Origin of the sequence: Cryobacterium sp. CG_9.6 (genome assembly GCF_029893365.1) — a bacterium.
GTDB lineage: Bacteria > Actinomycetota > Actinomycetes > Actinomycetales > Microbacteriaceae > Cryobacterium.
The window spans coordinates 1,823,998-1,841,355 of sequence record NZ_JARXUZ010000001.1 but is presented as its reverse complement, the minus strand read 5'-3'; the positions used below and the strand labels follow the sequence as shown (position 1 = coordinate 1,841,355).

At 61.3% G+C, this 17,358-nt stretch carries 15 protein-coding genes and 1 pseudogene; 6 read left to right on the top strand and 10 right to left on the bottom strand.

From position 1 onward, the window contains the following. Window positions 1-48: 48 nt before the first annotated feature. From H4V99_RS08315 to H4V99_RS08305, 3 genes are all read right to left on the bottom strand, one after another. Window positions 49-1,233, bottom strand: a complete 1,185-nt coding sequence (locus H4V99_RS08315) for an ATP-binding cassette domain-containing protein (RefSeq protein ID WP_280677225.1) — start codon at window positions 1,231-1,233, stop codon at window positions 49-51. A 61-nt stretch (window positions 1,234-1,294) separates the two neighbouring features. Beyond that, window positions 1,295-1,936 carry an ABC transporter permease gene (locus H4V99_RS08310; RefSeq protein WP_280677223.1) on the bottom strand — a complete coding sequence of 214 codons (642 nt, stop codon included), beginning with the start codon at window positions 1,934-1,936 and terminating at the stop codon, window positions 1,295-1,297. 231 nt (window positions 1,937-2,167) lie between these two features. Next, on the bottom strand, window positions 2,168-3,085 hold the full coding sequence (locus H4V99_RS08305; RefSeq protein WP_280677221.1) for a heme o synthase: 918 nt from the start codon (window positions 3,083-3,085) through the stop codon (window positions 2,168-2,170). A gap of 328 nt (window positions 3,086-3,413) precedes the next feature. Here H4V99_RS08305 and tkt point away from each other — a divergent pair, with 328 nt between their 5' ends. From tkt to pgl, 6 genes are read left to right on the top strand one after another with little or no spacing between them, the layout of a single operon-like run. Next, a complete protein-coding gene (gene tkt, locus H4V99_RS08300) occupies window positions 3,414-5,504 on the top strand; it encodes a transketolase (RefSeq protein ID WP_280677219.1) in 2,091 nt (696 codons plus the stop codon). Between the two features lie 50 nt (window positions 5,505-5,554). Beyond that, window positions 5,555-6,685 carry a transaldolase gene (gene tal / locus H4V99_RS08295; RefSeq protein ID WP_280677217.1) on the top strand — a complete coding sequence of 377 codons (1,131 nt, stop codon included), beginning with the start codon at window positions 5,555-5,557 and terminating at the stop codon, window positions 6,683-6,685. Continuing rightward, complete coding sequence (locus H4V99_RS08290; RefSeq protein ID WP_280677215.1) at window positions 6,682-8,289, top strand: glucose-6-phosphate isomerase; 1,608 nt, start codon at window positions 6,682-6,684, stop codon at window positions 8,287-8,289. The genes tal and H4V99_RS08290 overlap by 4 nt, the downstream gene beginning before the upstream one ends. Before the next feature lie 52 nt (window positions 8,290-8,341). Then, the gene (gene zwf / locus H4V99_RS08285; RefSeq protein WP_280677213.1) at window positions 8,342-9,883 is read left to right on the top strand and encodes a glucose-6-phosphate dehydrogenase; all 1,542 of its coding nucleotides are present in this window, start codon (window positions 8,342-8,344) and stop codon (window positions 9,881-9,883) included. After that, window positions 9,880-10,848: a glucose-6-phosphate dehydrogenase assembly protein OpcA gene (locus H4V99_RS08280; RefSeq protein WP_280677211.1), complete on the top strand. Its 969-nt coding sequence runs from the start codon at window positions 9,880-9,882 to the stop codon at window positions 10,846-10,848. Before zwf ends, H4V99_RS08280 begins: the two co-directional genes overlap by 4 nt. Next, the gene (gene pgl, locus H4V99_RS08275; RefSeq protein ID WP_280677210.1) at window positions 10,845-11,615 is read left to right on the top strand and encodes a 6-phosphogluconolactonase; all 771 of its coding nucleotides are present in this window, start codon (window positions 10,845-10,847) and stop codon (window positions 11,613-11,615) included. The genes H4V99_RS08280 and pgl overlap by 4 nt, the downstream gene beginning before the upstream one ends. Before the next feature lie 65 nt (window positions 11,616-11,680). On the opposite strand, the pseudogene H4V99_RS08270 reads toward pgl, so the two are convergent. The 7 genes and pseudogenes from H4V99_RS08270 to whiA all read right to left on the bottom strand — a co-directional run bounded on the left by H4V99_RS08270 (window position 11,681) and on the right by whiA (window position 17,358). Further along, window positions 11,681-12,050: pseudogene (locus H4V99_RS08270) on the bottom strand (RNA polymerase-binding protein RbpA). Between the two features lie 77 nt (window positions 12,051-12,127). Beyond that, window positions 12,128-12,379, bottom strand: a complete 252-nt coding sequence (gene secG / locus H4V99_RS08265) for a preprotein translocase subunit SecG (protein ID WP_035835950.1) — start codon at window positions 12,377-12,379, stop codon at window positions 12,128-12,130. 111 nt (window positions 12,380-12,490) lie between these two features. Further along, on the bottom strand, window positions 12,491-13,291 hold the full coding sequence (gene tpiA, locus H4V99_RS08260) for a triose-phosphate isomerase (protein ID WP_280677207.1): 801 nt from the start codon (window positions 13,289-13,291) through the stop codon (window positions 12,491-12,493). Beyond that, a complete protein-coding gene (locus tag H4V99_RS08255; RefSeq protein ID WP_280677205.1) occupies window positions 13,285-14,496 on the bottom strand; it encodes a phosphoglycerate kinase in 1,212 nt (403 codons plus the stop codon). The genes tpiA and H4V99_RS08255 overlap by 7 nt, the downstream gene beginning before the upstream one ends. Window positions 14,497-14,507: 11 nt before the next feature. Next, entirely contained in the window at window positions 14,508-15,515 is a 1,008-nt protein-coding gene (gap, locus tag H4V99_RS08250) for a type I glyceraldehyde-3-phosphate dehydrogenase (RefSeq protein ID WP_280677204.1), read from the bottom strand. Window positions 15,516-15,646: 131 nt separating this feature from the next. Beyond that, on the bottom strand, window positions 15,647-16,273 hold the full coding sequence (locus H4V99_RS08245; RefSeq protein ID WP_280677203.1) for a superoxide dismutase: 627 nt from the start codon (window positions 16,271-16,273) through the stop codon (window positions 15,647-15,649). A gap of 104 nt (window positions 16,274-16,377) precedes the next feature. Next, on the bottom strand, window positions 16,378-17,358 hold the full coding sequence (gene whiA / locus H4V99_RS08240; protein ID WP_280680036.1) for a DNA-binding protein WhiA: 981 nt from the start codon (window positions 17,356-17,358) through the stop codon (window positions 16,378-16,380).

The following is a 17,358-nucleotide window of genomic DNA, read 5'->3' as shown; positions in this document are numbered from 1 at the left end:
TGGTGCCACTTCCGACGACGGAGGTACCCGTGGGAGTCAGGGCGGTCGTCACGCCTGCACCATTCCGCTTTCTTCCGCTGCGGAAGCGGCCTGAAAGACACCCGTGTTGAGTCCAACAGGAGCTCCGGTCGACGCTTCGGCTGCCGTCTGCTGTGACTTCGTGATGGCCTCCATGATCGTCTTCACGTCAATGACCCCTTTGAACATGTCACGACGTCCCGTGACCAGGGCAGCACCGGCGCTGGACACCAACATCGTGTCGAGCGCGTCGTTCAGGGTCGCGCGGTACCCGACAACGGGCAGCTTAGGGTCGGGAACGTTGGAAACGATGTCCAGACGCCCAAGCTGGCGCCGTGAGAGCCACTGAATCGGCCGCTCACGCTCATCCACGATGACGGCATGACCGTGTCCTGCCGTGGTCACGCGACTGAGCACCGCTGACGCCTGCTCCCCCGGCTTTCCCACAACGGCTTCCGAGAGAGCAACGTCCGCAACACGAGTGAGGGTGAGCTGCTTCAAACCGGCACCCGAGCCGATGAAATTCTCCACAAACTCGTTCGCCGGGTCACCGAGGATGCGTTCCGGCGTGTCGTACTGCACGAGTTGGGCGCCCTCGTTGAAAATAGCGATCCAGTCACCCAGCTTCACCGCCTCATCGAAGTCGTGGGTAACACACACGATGGTCTTTTGGAGTTCCTCCTGAATGCTGAGCAACTCGTCCTGCAGGCGCAACCGCGTAATGGGGTCTACCGCACCGAAAGGCTCGTCCATGAGCAGCACTGGCGGGTCTGCCGCCAACGCCCGCGCGACGCCCACGCGCTGCTGCTGTCCGCCGGAAAGTTCTTTCGGATAACGGTCGCGGTAGAGGGCGGGATCCAAAGACACCAACTCCAACAACTCATCGACGCGAGCTGCGATCCGGGCTTTATCCCAGCCCAGCATCTTGGGGACGATTCCGATGTTGGTGGCAACCGTCATATGGGGAAACAGTCCTCCCGCCTGGATGACATAACCGATGCCGCGACGGAGTTCGTCACCATTCATGTTGGTGACGTCGTCACCATCGACCACAATTTTGCCTTCAGACGGTTCGATCAAACGGTTGATCATCTTGAGCGTCGTCGTCTTACCGCAGCCGGAGGGGCCAACCAACATCACGATTTTGCCGGCTGGAATCTCCATAGTCAGGCCGTCCACGGCTGGTTTGAGTTGACCGGGGAATCTTTTGGTCACATGATCCAGCAGGATGCTTGCCCCGGTAATTTCTGAGGAGTGGGACGGTTCGTTCGCAGATTCAAACACGGATACCTCGAGGTGTTGTCAGTCGACCAAGGCCGACGAGAATGAGATCAAGAATGAGAGCCAGGACGACGACGCCGACCACACCGGTCACAACGGACTCCAGTGAGTTGGCTCCGCCGATTCTGGACAGGCCGGAGAAGATGAATCCGCCCAGTCCCGGACCGAGCGAGTAGGCGCTGATAGCGGCGATGCCCATGACCATCTGTGCGGAGACACGAATGCCGGTCAAAATAATGGGCCAGGCGATCGGAAGTTCGACTTGCAAAAACGTGCGGAATTGACTCATGCCGACGCCGCGCGCCGATTCGACGATCGTGGGTGCAACCCCGGAGAGACCGACGACGGCATTACGCAGAATGGGAAGAGTCGCAAAAAACGCCACGACGATGACAGCGGGTGCGACGCCAAAACCAATGGGGGCAATCATGAGCCCAATCAGGGCAAACGATGGGATGGTGAGACCGATGGCGGATACGGAGTTCGCTACGGCCGTGAGGACCGCACTTCGGTACACCAGCGCAGCGACGATGACGGCAAGTACCGTCGCGAGCAGTAGACATTGCACGACAAGGCTGAAATGTTGCCAACTTGAGAACAGAATTTGGTCAATCCTGCCCCCTATAAAATCCAACACATTCAAACCCACTTCGCTTTGATGACCCTCAGTCACCGACACCGACACTGGCGATTCGGGCCGCAAGTGCCGAGCTGTACGTGGTGCGGGCTCAAGTCCGCCGATGTGGGTGCTAGCTCAGTGTATAGGTAGGCCCATATTTAAGGGGTTGACAAAACTCTCACTTTTGCGTACTCAATAGCACCTGTTACGGACCGGAAACACGAGTGGTGAGACTTTTCGGCGGTCCTTTTAGAACGCGAGGAGCGGGTCAATCCCAACGGCCACGAAGAGCAGGGTGAGGTACGCGATCGAGCCATGGAACACGCGCATCGGTGAAACGCGCTCGTGGCGAATGGCGAGGTTGTAGAGGCGGTGGGTTTCATAGATAAACCAGCCGCCGGTGACCAACGCGACGAAGGTGTAGGTCAGGCCCATTCCAGCCACGGGGATCAACAGTAGAGAACAGGCAACCATGGCCCAGGCGTACAGAATGACCTGCAGCCCAACCTGCGCCCGGCCGCGAACGACAGCGAGCATCGGCACGCCGGCGGCCTGATAATCGGCACGGTACTTCATGGACAGCGGCCAGTAGTGCGGCGGAGTCCAGAGAAAAATAATCATGAAAAGCACAAATGGCGGCCACGACAGATCGCCGGTGACTGCGGCCCACCCGATCAGAACCGGCATGCACCCAGCGACCCCGCCCCAGACGATGTTTTGCGGGGTACGACGCTTGAGAATCATGGTGTAGAACACGACGTACAGCAGGATGGCGCCAAAGGACAGCGCGGCTGCGAGCCAGTTTGTGAAAACCCAGAGCCAGGCAATGGAACCCAGGCCGAGTGCATACGCGAAGATCACGGCCTCGCGATCACTGATCTCCCCGGTCACGAGCGGACGGTTCTGCGTACGGTGCATGACCCGATCAATATCACGATCGATGTAGCAGTTGAAGGCTCCGGCCGAGCCAGCGCTCAGGGCGCCGCCGATCAGAGTCGCGATCATCAGCCACAGGCTGGGGATCCCTCGCTCCGCAAGGAGCATCGTCGGAATTGTCACGACGAGCAGAAGCTCAACAACCCGGGGTTTAGTCAGGGACAGATAGGCCTTGAAAGTGCGCTTGAGGGTGCGCGGAGTTTTCTCGATGGTCTGAAGGGCGACGTCCATTAATCCTCGAATGCTAGGCAGTAATCCTAATTGTAGATCACCGACTGACCGTTCCCCGCCTGAGTCACGGAAGGTCATTTCGACCTTCGAGAACCTTTTTTACCTATACTGTTTAGTGCTCCCCACAGTGAATCAGTAGTTCGGCGAGCCCCCGGGTGGGAGATGGCCGCCTCATGCAGGCCAACTCGCCGGGGGTACACATTTCGCAGGTAGTGCGCACGCGTCGACGACGCGGCACCGCACAGCGCGGCGTTTGCTGACAATTGCACAACTATTACAGGATGGGTTGAGCTCAACCCGCCCTCGCAGATATGAAGGGTTACGTGACGTGGCAGTTTTCCAGTGGGATTCCATTGATGCTCAAGCGGTTGATACCGCACGAATTCTTGCGGCAGACGCCGTTGAAAAGGTGGGGAATGGTCACCCGGGAACGGCAATGAGCCTGGCTCCCGCCGCTTACCTACTTTTCCAGAAGGTCATGCGCCGCGATCCTGCCGACAACGATTGGCTTGGTCGCGACCGATTTATCTTGTCCGTCGGACATAGCTCGCTCACTCAGTACATTCAGTTGTACCTTGGCGGCTACGGACTTGAACTTGATGACCTGAAGGCACTTCGCACGTGGGGCTCGAAAACTCCCGGACACCCTGAATTCGGCCACACCGCCGGCGTGGAGATCACGACAGGGCCGCTCGGACAGGGTCTGGCTTCCGCCGTAGGTTTCGCCTACGCGTCGCGCTTTGAGCGGGGACTTTTTGACCCCGAGGCATCGGTCGGATCAAGCCCCTTCGATCACTTCGTGTACGTCATCGCGGGTGACGGCGACCTTCAGGAGGGCATCACCTCTGAAGCTTCCTCCCTCGCGGGTCACCAGCAGCTCGGTAACCTGATCGCAATTTACGACAGCAACCAGATTTCCATCGAGGACGACACCAACATCGCCTTCACCGAGGATGTGGCCGCCCGGTATGAGGCGTATGACTGGCACGTTCAGACCGTGGACTGGAAGAAAACCGGTGAGTACGTCGAAGACGTGGCCGCCCTCAACGATGCCATCACTGCTGCGCAGGGAGTGACGAACAAGCCGTCGCTGATCATCCTCAAGACCATCATCGGCTGGCCAAGTCCCAAGAAGCAGAACTCCGGCAAAATCCACGGTTCGGCGCTCGGCGCCGACGAACTGGCGGGCGTGAAGAGCGTTCTCGGCTTTGACCCGGAGCAAACCTTTGCGGTGGCAGACGACGTGATTGCTCACACGCGCCAGGCACTCGTGCGTGGTGCCGAGGAACACGCCGAGTGGAACCTGCGCTTCGACGCGTGGGCGGCAGCCAACCCCGAACGTAAGATTCTCCTCGACCGTGTCCTCAGCGGCGAGCTTCCCGACGGTGTGGAAGAGGCACTCCCCGTTTTCCCCGCCGGCACCGCGGTGTCCACGCGTGCCGCCTCTGGCTCGGTCCTGAACGCGCTCGGCCCGGTCATCCCGGAACTCTGGGGCGGATCGGCCGACCTGGCGGAATCAAACAACACCACCATCGCGGGCGCTGCCTCTTTCGTTCCGAGTGAGCACTCCACCGGTGCGTGGACAGGAAACACGTACGGCCGGGTTCTTCACTTCGGAATCCGCGAACACGCGATGGCCGCGATTCTGAACGGCATCGTCCTGCACGGGAACACCCGAGCTTTTGGCGGCACGTTCCTGATCTTCAGCGACTACATGCGCCCTGCCGTTCGCCTGGCCGCACTCATGAAGGTGCCGTCTATTTTCGTGTGGACCCACGATTCTGTCGCCCTCGGCGAAGACGGACCCACCCACCAGCCGGTGGAACAGCTCGCCACGCTGCGGGCCATTCCCGGACTCGACGTAGTTCGCCCCGGTGACGCAACCGAAACCGCCTGGGCATGGAAGACCATTCTTGAGCGTCGCAATGGACCGGCCGGTATCGCCCTCACACGTCAGAACATTCCGGTGTTCGAACGTGGTAACGGTGCGGCCTCGGGTGAGACCTTCGCCTCCGCGTCGTATGTTTCCCGCGGAGCCTACGTGCTTGCGGAAGCGGTGGGTGGCACACCCGACGTCATTCTGATCGCAACAGGCTCAGAGGTTCAACTAGCCGTTGACGCTCGCACGCAGCTGGCGACCGAAGGCATCAACGCTCGCGTCGTGTCAGCACCCTGCCTCGAATGGTTCGAAGAGCAGACGATCGAATACCGCGAATCGGTCTTGCCGACCAATATCACCGCTCGGGTATCGATTGAGGCGGGAATTGCGTTGTCATGGAATAGGTACGTGGGCGATCGCGGTCGCAGCATTTCCATCGAGCATTTTGGTGCCTCGGCGGACTACCAGACGCTGTTCCGTGAATTCGGAATTACAACCGAGGCAGTTATCGCCGCAGCCAAGGACTCCATCGCGAGCTAGCAGTTCCCCCACTACTTTGATTTACACGCCTTACAAGGAGATTTACGATCATGACCGAAACCACCACTCCCCTCGCCGCGCTCTCCGCAGCCGGCGTCAGCATCTGGCTTGACGACCTGTCCCGGGAACGCATCGCGTCCGGCGGGTTGACACAGCTCATCGACAACAGCAACGTTGTTGGCGTCACCACGAACCCCACGATCTTCGCCGGTGCCCTATCGAAGGGTGCCGCGTACACCCAGCAGGTTGCAGCCCTTGCCAGCTCAGGAGCCGCTGTGGCCGAGGCTGTCTTCGAAATCACCACCGACGATGTGACCGCTGCGAGCGATATCTTCCGTCCGGTCTACGACCGCACAAACGGTGTCGATGGCCGCGTCTCCATTGAGGTTGAGCCGGGACTTGCCCGGGACACGGCGGGAACCGTCGCGCAGGCACGCCAGCTGTGGGCCAAGGTCAATCGCCCGAACGCAATGATCAAGATCCCGGCCACGGTTGAGGGTCTGGAAGCCATCACGGCCACGATCGCACTCGGCATCAGCGTGAACGTGACCTTGATCTTCAGCCTCGAGCGTCACCGTCAGGTTATCAACGCGTACCTGACCGGCCTCGAGCAGGCCAAGGCTGCCGGGATCGACATTTCCACCATCCACTCCGTCGCGTCGTTCTTCGTCTCTCGAGTCGATACCGAAATTGACAAGCGTCTCGTGGCGATCGGGACGGATGCCGCCATCGCTCTCAAGAGCAAGGCTGGCGTCGCAAACGCTCAGCTGGCCTACGAGGTCTTCGAGCAGGCGTTCTCCACCGAACGTGCACTCGGCCTCATCAAGGCTGGCGCCAACAAGCAGCGTCCGCTCTGGGCCTCGACCGGCGTCAAGGATCCGAGCCTTCCCGACACTCTGTACGTGACCGAGCTGGTTGCTCCGGAGGTTGTCAACACGATGCCGGAAAAGACGATGCAGGCGGCAGCGGATCACGCCGTCGTGCGTGGCGATTCGATCACCGGATCCTACGCAGCAGCCAACGCCGTTCTCGACGCACTTGCTGCCGAGGGAATTTCCTACGACGACGTCACCCGAGTCCTCGAAGAGGAAGGTGTGTCGAAGTTTGTCATCTCCTGGGATGAGCTTCTCGAGACCGTCTCGGCAGCCCTGGCCGCTGCAACGACGTCGGTGACCCGTTGAGCTTCCGCATCTCGGTCAGCGGTTCCGCCGCTGACGCGGTCCGCCGTGTCGTGCCGACCCTGGTGGAAGACCTCGTCGCTTCGAGCATCACGGCTCAGAACCCTGCCCTGTGGGGAGCGGACGTGGAGTCCGAAGCGGGCAAACGCCTCGGCTGGACCGAATCGGTGGCCATCTCCCGTCCCCTCGTGGCCGAGATCAATGCCCTCCGAGAAACCCTGCACGCTGCCGGTGTGACACGCATCGCCCTCGCTGGAATGGGTGGGTCGTCGCTCGCTCCCGAAGTCATCACAAACACCGCGGGTGTGAACCTCACCGTTCTTGACGCCACCGACCCCGGCCAGGTGCTCGCCGCTCTCGCGGATCACCTTGACTCGACCGCACTTGTCGTGTCCTCCAAGTCCGGCTCCACGGTCGAGACCGATAGCCAGCGCCGCGTCTTTGAACGCGCGTTCATTGCGGCCGGAATCGACCCTGCTGAACGCATCATCGTCGTGACCGATCCCGGTTCGCCGCTGGAGGCATCCGCGCGTGCTGCCGGATACCGGGTCTTCAACGCTGACCCGAACGTTGGTGGTCGCTACTCTGCCCTGACTGCCTTTGGCCTGGTGCCCTCGGGACTTGCCGGGGTCGACATCGGCCAGCTGCTGGGCGAGGCGGAGTCTGTCCTTGCGACTCTCGCGATCGACACGCTCGAGAACCCCGGACTCGTTCTCGGAGCGGCAATGGCGGCTGCCAACCCGCGTCGAGACAAACTCGCCATCGTGGCCGACGGAACGCACATTGTGGGCTTCGCCGACTGGGTGGAGCAGCTCATTGCCGAATCCACTGGCAAGCTGGGGACCGGCATCCTTCCCGTCGTTCTCGACCTGAATGCCCCCGAGCTGTCCACCGATCTGCCTGATGTTCAGGTTGTTCGCGTTGTGGCCGATGCCGGGGATCAGGTCTTCAGTGATCAGGACGGTCGCGACGAAATTCGCGTCAGCGGTACCCTGGGCGCCCAGTTCATGGTGTGGGAATACGCAACCGTAGTGGCCGGACGCCTTCTCGGGATCAACCCGTTTGATCAGCCCGACGTGGAATCAGCCAAGATTGCAACCCGCGGCCTGCTTGACTCCCGGCCCACCCCCGAGCCGGCCGCGTTCATCGCGGATGGTATTGAGGTGCGTGGAACCGCGCATGTCATTGGTGCCGCCAGTGATCTGGCGTCGGCCATCGATGCCCTGCTGGAAGAACTCGGTCCTGATGGGTACGTTGCCGTCCAGGCGTACGTCAACCGTCTGGCACTCCCGCAGCTCGCTGAGGTTCGTTCGAAGCTCGCCACGCTGTCCAAGCGCCCGGTGACGTTCGGTTGGGGACCTCGGTTCCTGCACTCAACCGGTCAGTTCCACAAGGGCGGAACCGCCACTGGTGTGTTCCTGCAGATTCTGACGACGCCCGCGGAGGATCTCTCCATTCCGGAACGGCCCTTCACGTTCGGGGAACTCATTCAGGCTCAGGCCAGTGGTGACGCCAGCGTTTTGGCTGAACACGGCCGCCCTGTTCTCACGCTGACGCTCACCGCACCCGCAGAAAACCTCGATACGCTTTTCGAGGCGTTGGCCTAGTCCAGCACCTGCTCCCCTCTCCGCTTCCCACTTTCGTCCCTTTAGGAGCTGCATGTCCCCGGTGGAAATCACCCCGGAGTTCAATCCGTTGCGTTCACCCTCCGATTACCGTCTGAATCGCATTGCCGGGCCGTCCAGCCTGGTGATCTTCGGCGTGACCGGAGACCTCTCGCGGAAAAAACTCATGCCCGCCGTTTACGATCTCGCCAATCGCGGCTTACTACCTCCCGGCTTCGCGCTGGTTGGCTTTGCACGCCGCGACTGGGATGACCAAGATTTCATGAAGGTTGTCCACGATTCGGTCAAGCAGTACGCTCGCACCGAATTTCACGAGGACGTCTGGGCGCAGCTTGCCGAAGGCATCCGCTTCGTCCCCGGAACGTTCGATGATGACGCAGCCTTCGAGGTTCTCAAAGAGACCATTGCAGAGCTCGACCGCGAGCGTGGAACCATGGGAAACCACGCCTTCTACCTCGCGATCCCCCCGAAGGCGTTCCCACTCGTCACCGAGCAGTTGCGCCGTTCGGGCCTTGCCGAGCAGAAGGATGGTCAGTGGCGACGTGTTGTCATTGAGAAGCCGTTCGGAAGCGATCTGAAGACTGCACGCGAGCTGAACGATGTGGTCGAGTCCGTCTTCCCGGCCGACTCCGTCTTTCGCATCGACCACTACCTGGGGAAGGAGACGGTTCAGAACATCCTGGCGTTGCGTTTCGCCAATCAGATGTTCGAACCGCTCTGGAACGCCACGCATGTGGAGCACGTGCAGATCACCATGGCCGAAGATATCGGTGTGGGCGGACGAGCCGGATACTATGACGGCATTGGCGCTGCGCGGGACGTCATTCAAAACCACCTCTTACAACTGCTGGCACTGACCGCGATGGAGGAACCCATCTCCTTCGAGGCAGCGGACCTGCGTGCGGAAAAGGAAAAGGTCCTCGCATCGGTGCACCTCCCCGAAGATTTGGGGCTGGGCACTGCTCGCGGCCAGTACTCGGGCGGCTGGCAGGGCGGTGAGAAGGTCGTAGGATTCCTCGATGAAGACGGCATGGACTCCGAATCCATCACGGAAACCTATGCGGCCATTCGCCTGACCATTGATAACCGTCGCTGGTCGGGAGTGCCCTTCTACCTGCGCGCCGGTAAGCGTCTCGGCCGCCGGGTAACCGAAATTGCAGTGGTCTTCAAGCGTGCACCGCAGTACCTGTTCGCGGAGAGCCAAACCGCGGAGCTCGGTCACAACGCGTTGGTCATTCGCGTGCAGCCCGACGAGGGTGTCACCATCCGCTTCGGCTCGAAGGTGCCCGGGGCGGGCATGCAGGTGCGCGACGTCACGATGGACTTTGGCTACGGCCACGCCTTCACCGAGGCGAGCCCCGAAGCCTATGAGCGTCTCATTCTTGACGTTCTGCTCGGCGACCCGCCGCTCTTTCCCCGCCACGAAGAGGTCGAACTCTCCTGGAAGATCCTCGACCCGATCGAGGAATACTGGGCCACTCAGGGTCAGCCCGAGCAATACCGCCCGGGTACCTGGGGCCCGTCCTCTGCTGATGAACTGCTGGCCCGTGATGGCCGTACCTGGAGACGTCCATGATCGTAGACTTGCCCGACACCACGACCGCCAAGATTTCGAAGGCGCTCGTGCGAATTCGAGAAGAGGGTGGCGCGGTCGCCCTGGGTCGTGTTCTGACCCTCATCATCTCTTCCACCCTGGGTGAGGCAGAAGAGGCCATCACGGCGGCCAACGACGCATCCCGCGAGCACCCCATGCGCGTTATCGTGGTGTCGACCGAAAGCATGGATAGCCCGCACCGCTCGAGCACACCTCGGGTGGATGCGGAGATTCGGGTCGGTGGTGACGCCGGTGCCAGTGAGGTAATTGTCCTGCGCGTCTACGGTGAGGCGGCCAGCGACCCGGAGAGCCTCGTGACCGGGCTGCTCTTGCCGGATGCGCCCGTTGCAGCGTGGTGGCCCGGCGTCGCCCCGGCGGTTCCGGCGGACTCTCCGCTCGGACGCATCGCCTCTCGGCGAATAACGGATGCGTCAGCTCAGCCAGACCCTCAAGGTGCACTGCAGCGGCTGCGCTCCAGCTACCGCCCTGGCGACACGGACTTCGCGTGGACACGGCTCACACTGTGGCGCACTCAGTTGGCTGCCGTTTTGGACCAGCCTCCCTACGAACCGGTGACGGCAATCCATGTCACCGGGGCCGCTGACTCCCCCTCCACGACGCTGCTCGCGGCATGGTTGCACCTGCAGTTGAATGCACCGGTCGACTGTGAACTGACCAGCGGTCCCCACGCGAACGGGATGTATGGGGTGAACCTCACTCGCGCTGGCGGGGTTATCTCGCTGGAACGAGAGCACCTCGGTGTGGCAACCCTGATCCAGCCCGGCCAGCCCACTCAGGACCTGTCTTTGCGCCGACGTAGTCTGCGCGACTGCCTGGCTGATGAGCTCCGCCGGCTCGATCCCGACGACCTGTATGGCGAGGTCATCACGCGCGGCCTTCCGCTTCTCGAGAATGCGGTGCCGTCCAAGACCGGAGTGTCCGCGTGACCACGGAACGACGTGTTTTGGTGCATCAGAACAAGCAGGCTTTGGCCAGTTCGGTCGCTGCTCGTTTCATCACCAAACTCGTCGACATCCTGCACGAAGAAGCCGAGGCCAACATCGTGCTGACGGGTGGATCCGTGGGAATCGCTGTTCTGGAGGCGATCAATACATCCGCAGCTCGAGACACCATTGACTGGCGTCGGGTGAGTTTCTGGTGGGGTGACGAGCGCTGGGTCCCCCGAGCACACTCGGACAGAAACGAAGTCCAGGCCCGCGAGGCCCTTCTGGATCATATTGGCGTTCCGGCAACCAGCATTCATGCCTTTGCCGCGTCGGATGGTGACCTGACCCTTGATGAGGCGGCCGCTCAGTATGCGAAGGACCTCAGAGACGCTGCCCCGTATGGTGCCCTGTTGCCGCGTTTCGACATCACGTTCCTGGGTGTCGGTCCGGACGGGCACGTGGCGTCGCTGTTTCCGCACGGAAGCGGGATTCGGGAAAAAGAAGCCAGCGTCATCGCTGTGCGGAATTCACCGAAACCTCCGGCTGAGCGGCTGTCCCTCACCCGACCGGTCCTGAACTCGTCCGAGCGCGTGTGGATGGTCTTGGCAGGTTCTGACAAGGCCTCTGCGTTGGGGCTAGCTCTCGCCGGGGCCAGCCGCGACGAGGTTCCAGCGGCGGGTATCAAGGGCCGCAAGCGCACCGTTTTCTTCGTGGACAACGAGGCCGCTGCCGAGGTTCCAGAGAACCTGATCTCCCCCTCGTACTAACTTTCGATATCGCAACGCAAAAGGCTCAATCACCCCGGCGATTGAGCCTTTTGCGTTCTGCACTACTAGTTTGTTGGGGTCAACTTGCCCCGACGAACCCGAAGCTGGTTGAGCGCCTCCTCAAGAAGTGATTCGGCCTCTTCCTCGCTTCGGCGTTCCTTCACGTAAGCGAGGTGAGTCTTGTACGGCTCAAGCTTGACCACCGAGGGGGGGGTTCTCCTTGTCACGACCGGCGGGGAGTCCCGATGACGGGCAGTCAATGGTGACGGGGATCTCCTCGTCAGGCAGGGTGGCCGCGAAGTAGCGTACCGTCTCGTTGCCGAGGGCATCCCAGTAGGACACCTTAATGCGATCGGCGTGGAAGCCCCGGTCCTGCTCCCCCATTGGGCCGGCTCCTACGCGTGAACCCCGAATTGCACTACCACCAGATGCCATTTTGTTCCTCCCATTGAAAGCAGCTCAGCGTGCCACACAAAGCTCATGTGGCATACAACTAGTGGACGCCCGTGTAGCTAGGCGCCCGTGTCAAACTTGGTGATCAGGCCGAGAACCACGATGCACGTGATCCACAGCAGTCCAAGAATCACCGTAATGCGATTGAGGTTACGCTCCGCAACACCCGACGCGCCGAGATTCGATGTCACCCCACCACCGAACATGTCAGAGAGCCCACCTCCCCGACCCTTGTGCAACAGAATGAGCATGGTGAGCAAGAGACTCGTAATTCCTACGAGGACTTGCAACACAACCTGGAGAATCTCCACACGAAACCTTTCACAAATGCGGTGGGCACACGAGTACCCACCAAGACCTTGGCAATTATAGCGCGAAGGCGGGCCTTGAAGTGGGCACCTGTCTAGGTACCCACTACAAAACTACCGTCCGACGTGCTTCTGGAACCGAACGATGCTGGAGAACTCCGCAATGTCGAGGCTGGCCCCACCAACGAGTGCCCCGTCAACATTGGGCTCGCGCATGTAGGCCGCAATGTTGCCGCTCTTCACGGATCCGCCGTACAGGATTCGCGTTTTGTCGGCTACATCCTGTCCCAGTGTCTCGAGAAGAACTGCCCGAAGCTGGGCCGCAACCTGCTCTGCCTGCTCCGGGGTGGCTGCCTGTCCAGAGCCGATGGCCCAGACGGGCTCGTAGGCCACGACAATATCCGCCGCATTGCTGAGATCGGCAAGTGCTGCCCGCAACTGTGCAACGGGAACCGCACTGGGACCGTGCAATTCGAGGTCAGCCGCTGTTTCACCGACACAGATGATGGGCACAAGGTTGTGCTTCAGGGCTACGCTGATCTTGGCAGACACCTCGGCGTCTGTTTCGTTGTGCAGCGTACGACGCTCAGAGTGACCGATGATCACGTACTGGCATTCCAGCTGGGACAGGAATGCGCCCGAAATTTCACCCGTGTAGGCGCCGGAGTCGTGGGCTGACACGTCCTGGGCACCAAAGGCGAGTTCCAGCTTGTCCGCCGAGATCAGCGTCTGCACGGAGCGAAGATCGGTGAAGGGCGGGAAAACGGCAACTTCTACCGCCGTAAAGTCATGACGGGCATCCTTGAGGTTCCACGCAAGCTTCTGGACGAACGCGATGGCCTGAAGGTGGTCCAGGTTCATCTTCCAGTTACCTGCGATGAGCGGCGTGCGCCGAGCGAGACCGTTTACTACCATCCGAGGACCTCCAGTCCTGGCAGGCGCTTACCCTCAAGGAACTCAAGGCTGGCACCGCCTCCGGTTGAAATGTGACCGAATTGGTCATCTGTGAAACCGAGTATGCGCACGGCGGCGGCAGAGTCTCCGCCACCGACCACGCTGAGGCCGGAAACCTCGGTGAGTGCAGCGGCAACCGTGCGGGTTCCCTCTGCGAAAGCGGGGATCTCAAACACACCCATCGGACCATTCCAGAACACCGTCTGGGAGTCGCGAATGACCTGCGCAAAGGCAGCCGCAGTCTCCGGTCCGATGTCTAGTCCGAGTCCGGCCGCACCAAAGGGGGTCTCCTCGATCGCGTCGGCTGCCGTGATGACATGGTCCGCGTCGGCCCCGAACTTTGATGCGACGACAATATCTGTCGGCAGCACGATTTCCACGCCCAGACGTTCCGCCTCGGCAAGATAACCGCGCACGGTCTCCAACTGGTCGGTTTCCAGAAGGCTGGCACCAACGGCGTGTCCCTGTGCAGCCAGAAATGTGAAGAGCATGCCGCCGCCGATGAGGAGCGAGTTAACCCGTGGGAGAAGATGTCCGATGACGCCGAGCTTGTCCGAGACCTTCGAGCCGCCGAGCACAACCGTGTACGGCGCCTGTGGCTTTTCGGTGAGGCGCTCAAGAACCTCGAGTTCGGCCGCGATCAGCAGGCCGGCTGCGCTCGGCAGAAGTGCTGCGAGGTCAGAGACACTCGCCTGCTTGCGATGCACCACTCCAAACCCATCCGACACAAACGCATCACCGAGGTTTGCGAGTTCAGCGGCAAACGCTTCACGCTCGGCATCGACCGTGCTGGTCTCCCCCGGGTTGAAACGAAGATTCTCCAAAACGACAATGTCACCGTCACCCAGGCGAGACACGGCATCCGCTGCCGCGCTACCCACGGTGTCTGTTGCGAATGCAACGGGTTTGCCGACGAGTTCGGTCAGACGAGCTGCGACCGGGGCGAGGCTGTACCGGGCATCGACGACCCCATCGGGGCGCCCGAGGTGCGAAACGATCACGACACGGGCACCCTGATTCACAAGGGCGTTCAGAGTTGGCAGCGACGCCCGCACGCGGCCGTCGTCGGTGATCTCTGCGCCTTTCAACGGCACATTCAGATCGAAGCGGACGATGACCCGCTTGCCCCGGAGCGCGCCCAGGGAATCGATCGTGCGAAGTGTCACTGCGCGCCCCGTTAGAGGCGCTCGGCGACGAACTCGGTGAGGTCCACGAGTCGGTTGGAGTAGCCCCACTCGTTGTCGTACCAGGAGGCAACCTTGACCTGATCGCCGATGACCTTCGTGAGGCCGGCGTCGAAGATCGACGAGTGCGGGTCACCAACGATGTCACTGGACACGATCGGGTCCTCGGTGTAGCTCAGAATGCCCTTCAGGGGTCCCTCGGCGGCGGCCTTGTACGCGGCGTTGACCTCGGCGACGGTGACGGGACGGGAAACGGTCACGGTCAGGTCGGTGATGGAACCGGTCGGGACCGGAACGCGCAGTGCGTAACCATCGAGCTTGCCGACGAGTTCCGGAATGACGAGGCCCAGAGCCTTGGCGGCACCGGTCGACGTGGGGATAATGTTCGCGGCAGCGGCACGGGCACGGCGAAGGTCGCTGTGCGGGCCGTCCTGAAGGTTCTGGTCTGCCGTGTACGCGTGCACCGTGGTCATGAGTCCGCGCTCGATGCCGAAGTTGTCCAGGAGAACCTTGGAGAGCGGCGCGAGGCAGTTTGTGGTGCACGAGGCGTTCGAGATGATGTTGTGCAGGGCCGGGTTATAGGTGTTCTCGTTGACGCCGAGCACGAGCGTGGCGACGTCCGCACCCGTTGCGGGAGCGGAGACCAGAACCTTCTTGGCACCGGCATCGATGTGCTTCTGGGCATCCTCTGCCTTCGTGAAACGACCGGTGGACTCGATCACGATCTCGACACCCAGTTCGCCCCACGGCAGGTTTGCCGGGTCGCGTTCGGCGAGCACCTTGATGGGCTTTCCGTTGACGATGATGAGGTCACCATCCACCTCGACGGTGGCGTTCAAACGGCCACCAACGGAGTCGTACTTGAAAAGGTGTGCGAGCGATGCGGGGTCCGACAGGTCGTTGACGGCGACGATTTCAATGTCGCTGCCCTTCGCCAGCGCTGCGCGGAAATAGTTACGGCCGATGCGGCCGAATCCGTTGATGCCGATCTTTACGGTCACGAAAAGCTCCTGAAGGTACTGAGGGCGCGGTGCGCCGAGGGTCTGAGGTGGGGGTAGAGGATGTGCGGATGTAACAAAAGAGCATCGGCGCCCCCGCAGAGCGGAGACGCCGACCCACACGGGTTAGCACGCTACGAGAGTAGCAGCAGCCCGTTCGTCTTCTCGCGAGCGACGGTGAAACGCTCCTGGACGTTCGCCCAGTTCGCGATGTTCCAGAATGCCTTCACATAGTCCGCACGGACGTTACGGTAGTCGAGGTAGTACGCGTGCTCCCACACATCAAGCATGAGAACCGGGACGATGCCGGCAGCGAAGTTCGACTGCTGGTCGAAGAACTGCTGGATGATCAGCTGCTGGCCGATGGAGTCCCAGGCGAGAACTGCCCAGCCGGAGCCCTGCACGCCGAGGGCGGCTGCGGTGAAATGAGCCTGGAACTTCTCGAACGAGCCGAAGAAGTCATCAATGGCCGCGGCGAGTTCGCCCACGGGCTTGTCTCCGCCATTGGGAGACAGGTTGGTCCAGAAGATGGAGTGGTTAACGTGACCGCCGAGGTTGAAGGCGAGGTCCTTCTGCAGTTTGTTGACGTTTGCGAGGGCACCCGAGTCGCGGGCTTCGGCAAGCTGGGCGAGCGCGGTATTCGCACCCGTCACGTAGGCCTGGTGGTGCTTGCTGTGGTGCAGCTCCATGATGGTGGCGCTGATGCTGGGCTCCAGTGCCGAGTAGTCATAGTCGAGCTGGGGAAGGGTATATTCAGCCATTGCTTATCTCCTCTGAGTGTTGCCGGGGAACGATTTCGTTCCTCGGCCTTTCAAGCGACTTGTCCAGTCTAGTCAGGTCGTTTGAGGGGTCCCTGAATGCGTCGTCACACGTCATCCGGGTGCGGTGGGAACGGAACGTCTGTTCCCGGGATTCCACGGTCGACGGCCTTCTTGTCCGCCATGGCAAGCAGACGGCGAATTCGCCCGGCGACGGCATCCTTTGTCATGGGCGGATCAGCGTGGTGCCCCAGCTCGTCGAGGCTGGAGTCACGAAAACTCAGCCGTAGTTCACCGGCATAGCGGAGGTGCTCAGGAATGTCCGTGCCGAGAATGTCCATTGCCCGCTGCACGCGAGCGCACGCAGCGACAGCGGCTTCGGCGGAACGACGGAGGTTGGCATCGTCAAAATTGACCAACCTGTTCGCCGTGGCTCGAACTTCGCGTCGCTGACGCAGTTCTTCCCAGTTCAATACGGTGTTTGCCGCGCCCATGTGAACCAGCATCGCGCCAATCGCATCGCCGTCACGAATAACCACACGGTGCACTCCACGCACCTCACGAGCCTTTGCAGCGACGCCGAGGCGGCCCGCCGCACCAACAAGCGCCATTGCGGCTTCGTTTCCGGGGCAAATCACCTCAAGAGCGGCGGAGCGACCGGGATCAGTCAACGTGCCGTGAGCGAGGAATGCCCCGCGCCAAACGGCGGCAATCTCTTCCTTGGAACCCGTGGTGAGCCGGTTCGGGAGACCGCGAATGGGGCGCCGACGTGCGTCGAGCAGTCCGGTCTGGCGGGCAAGGGTCTCACCACCCTCGATGACACGAACAAGGTAGTGGTTGGTGCGGCGCAGGCCAGAGGCCGCGATCACCTGCACGTCACTGCGCACGCCGTAAAGCTCAGCGAGATCTTTACGGACACGCCGGGCCAAGATCTGGGTGTCCAGTTCCGATTCGATGGCAATGCGGCTGCTGATGATGTGCAGGCCACCGGAAAATCGGAGAATTGTTGCTAACTCCGCCGCGCGTACGGTGGTCTTTGAGACCTCTACGCGGGAGAGTTCTTCTTTAACGTCGGCGGTGAGTGCCAA

Excerpts from the sequence above, each read along its gene's own strand:
- H4V99_RS08305 (WP_280677221.1), bottom strand. The coding sequence starts at position 3,085 with ATGGACGTCGCCCTTCAGACCATCGAGAAAACTCCGCGCACCCTCAAG.
- H4V99_RS08280 (WP_280677211.1), top strand. The coding sequence starts at position 9,880 with ATGATCGTAGACTTGCCCGACACCACGACCGCCAAGATTTCGAAGGCG.
- H4V99_RS08245 (WP_280677203.1), bottom strand. The coding sequence starts at position 16,273 with ATGGCTGAATATACCCTTCCCCAGCTCGACTATGACTACTCGGCACTG.
- zwf (WP_280677213.1), top strand. The coding sequence starts at position 8,342 with ATGTCCCCGGTGGAAATCACCCCGGAGTTCAATCCGTTGCGTTCACCC.
- tpiA (WP_280677207.1), bottom strand. The coding sequence starts at position 13,291 with ATGGTAGTAAACGGTCTCGCTCGGCGCACGCCGCTCATCGCAGGTAAC.
- tal (WP_280677217.1), top strand. The coding sequence starts at position 5,555 with ATGACCGAAACCACCACTCCCCTCGCCGCGCTCTCCGCAGCCGGCGTC.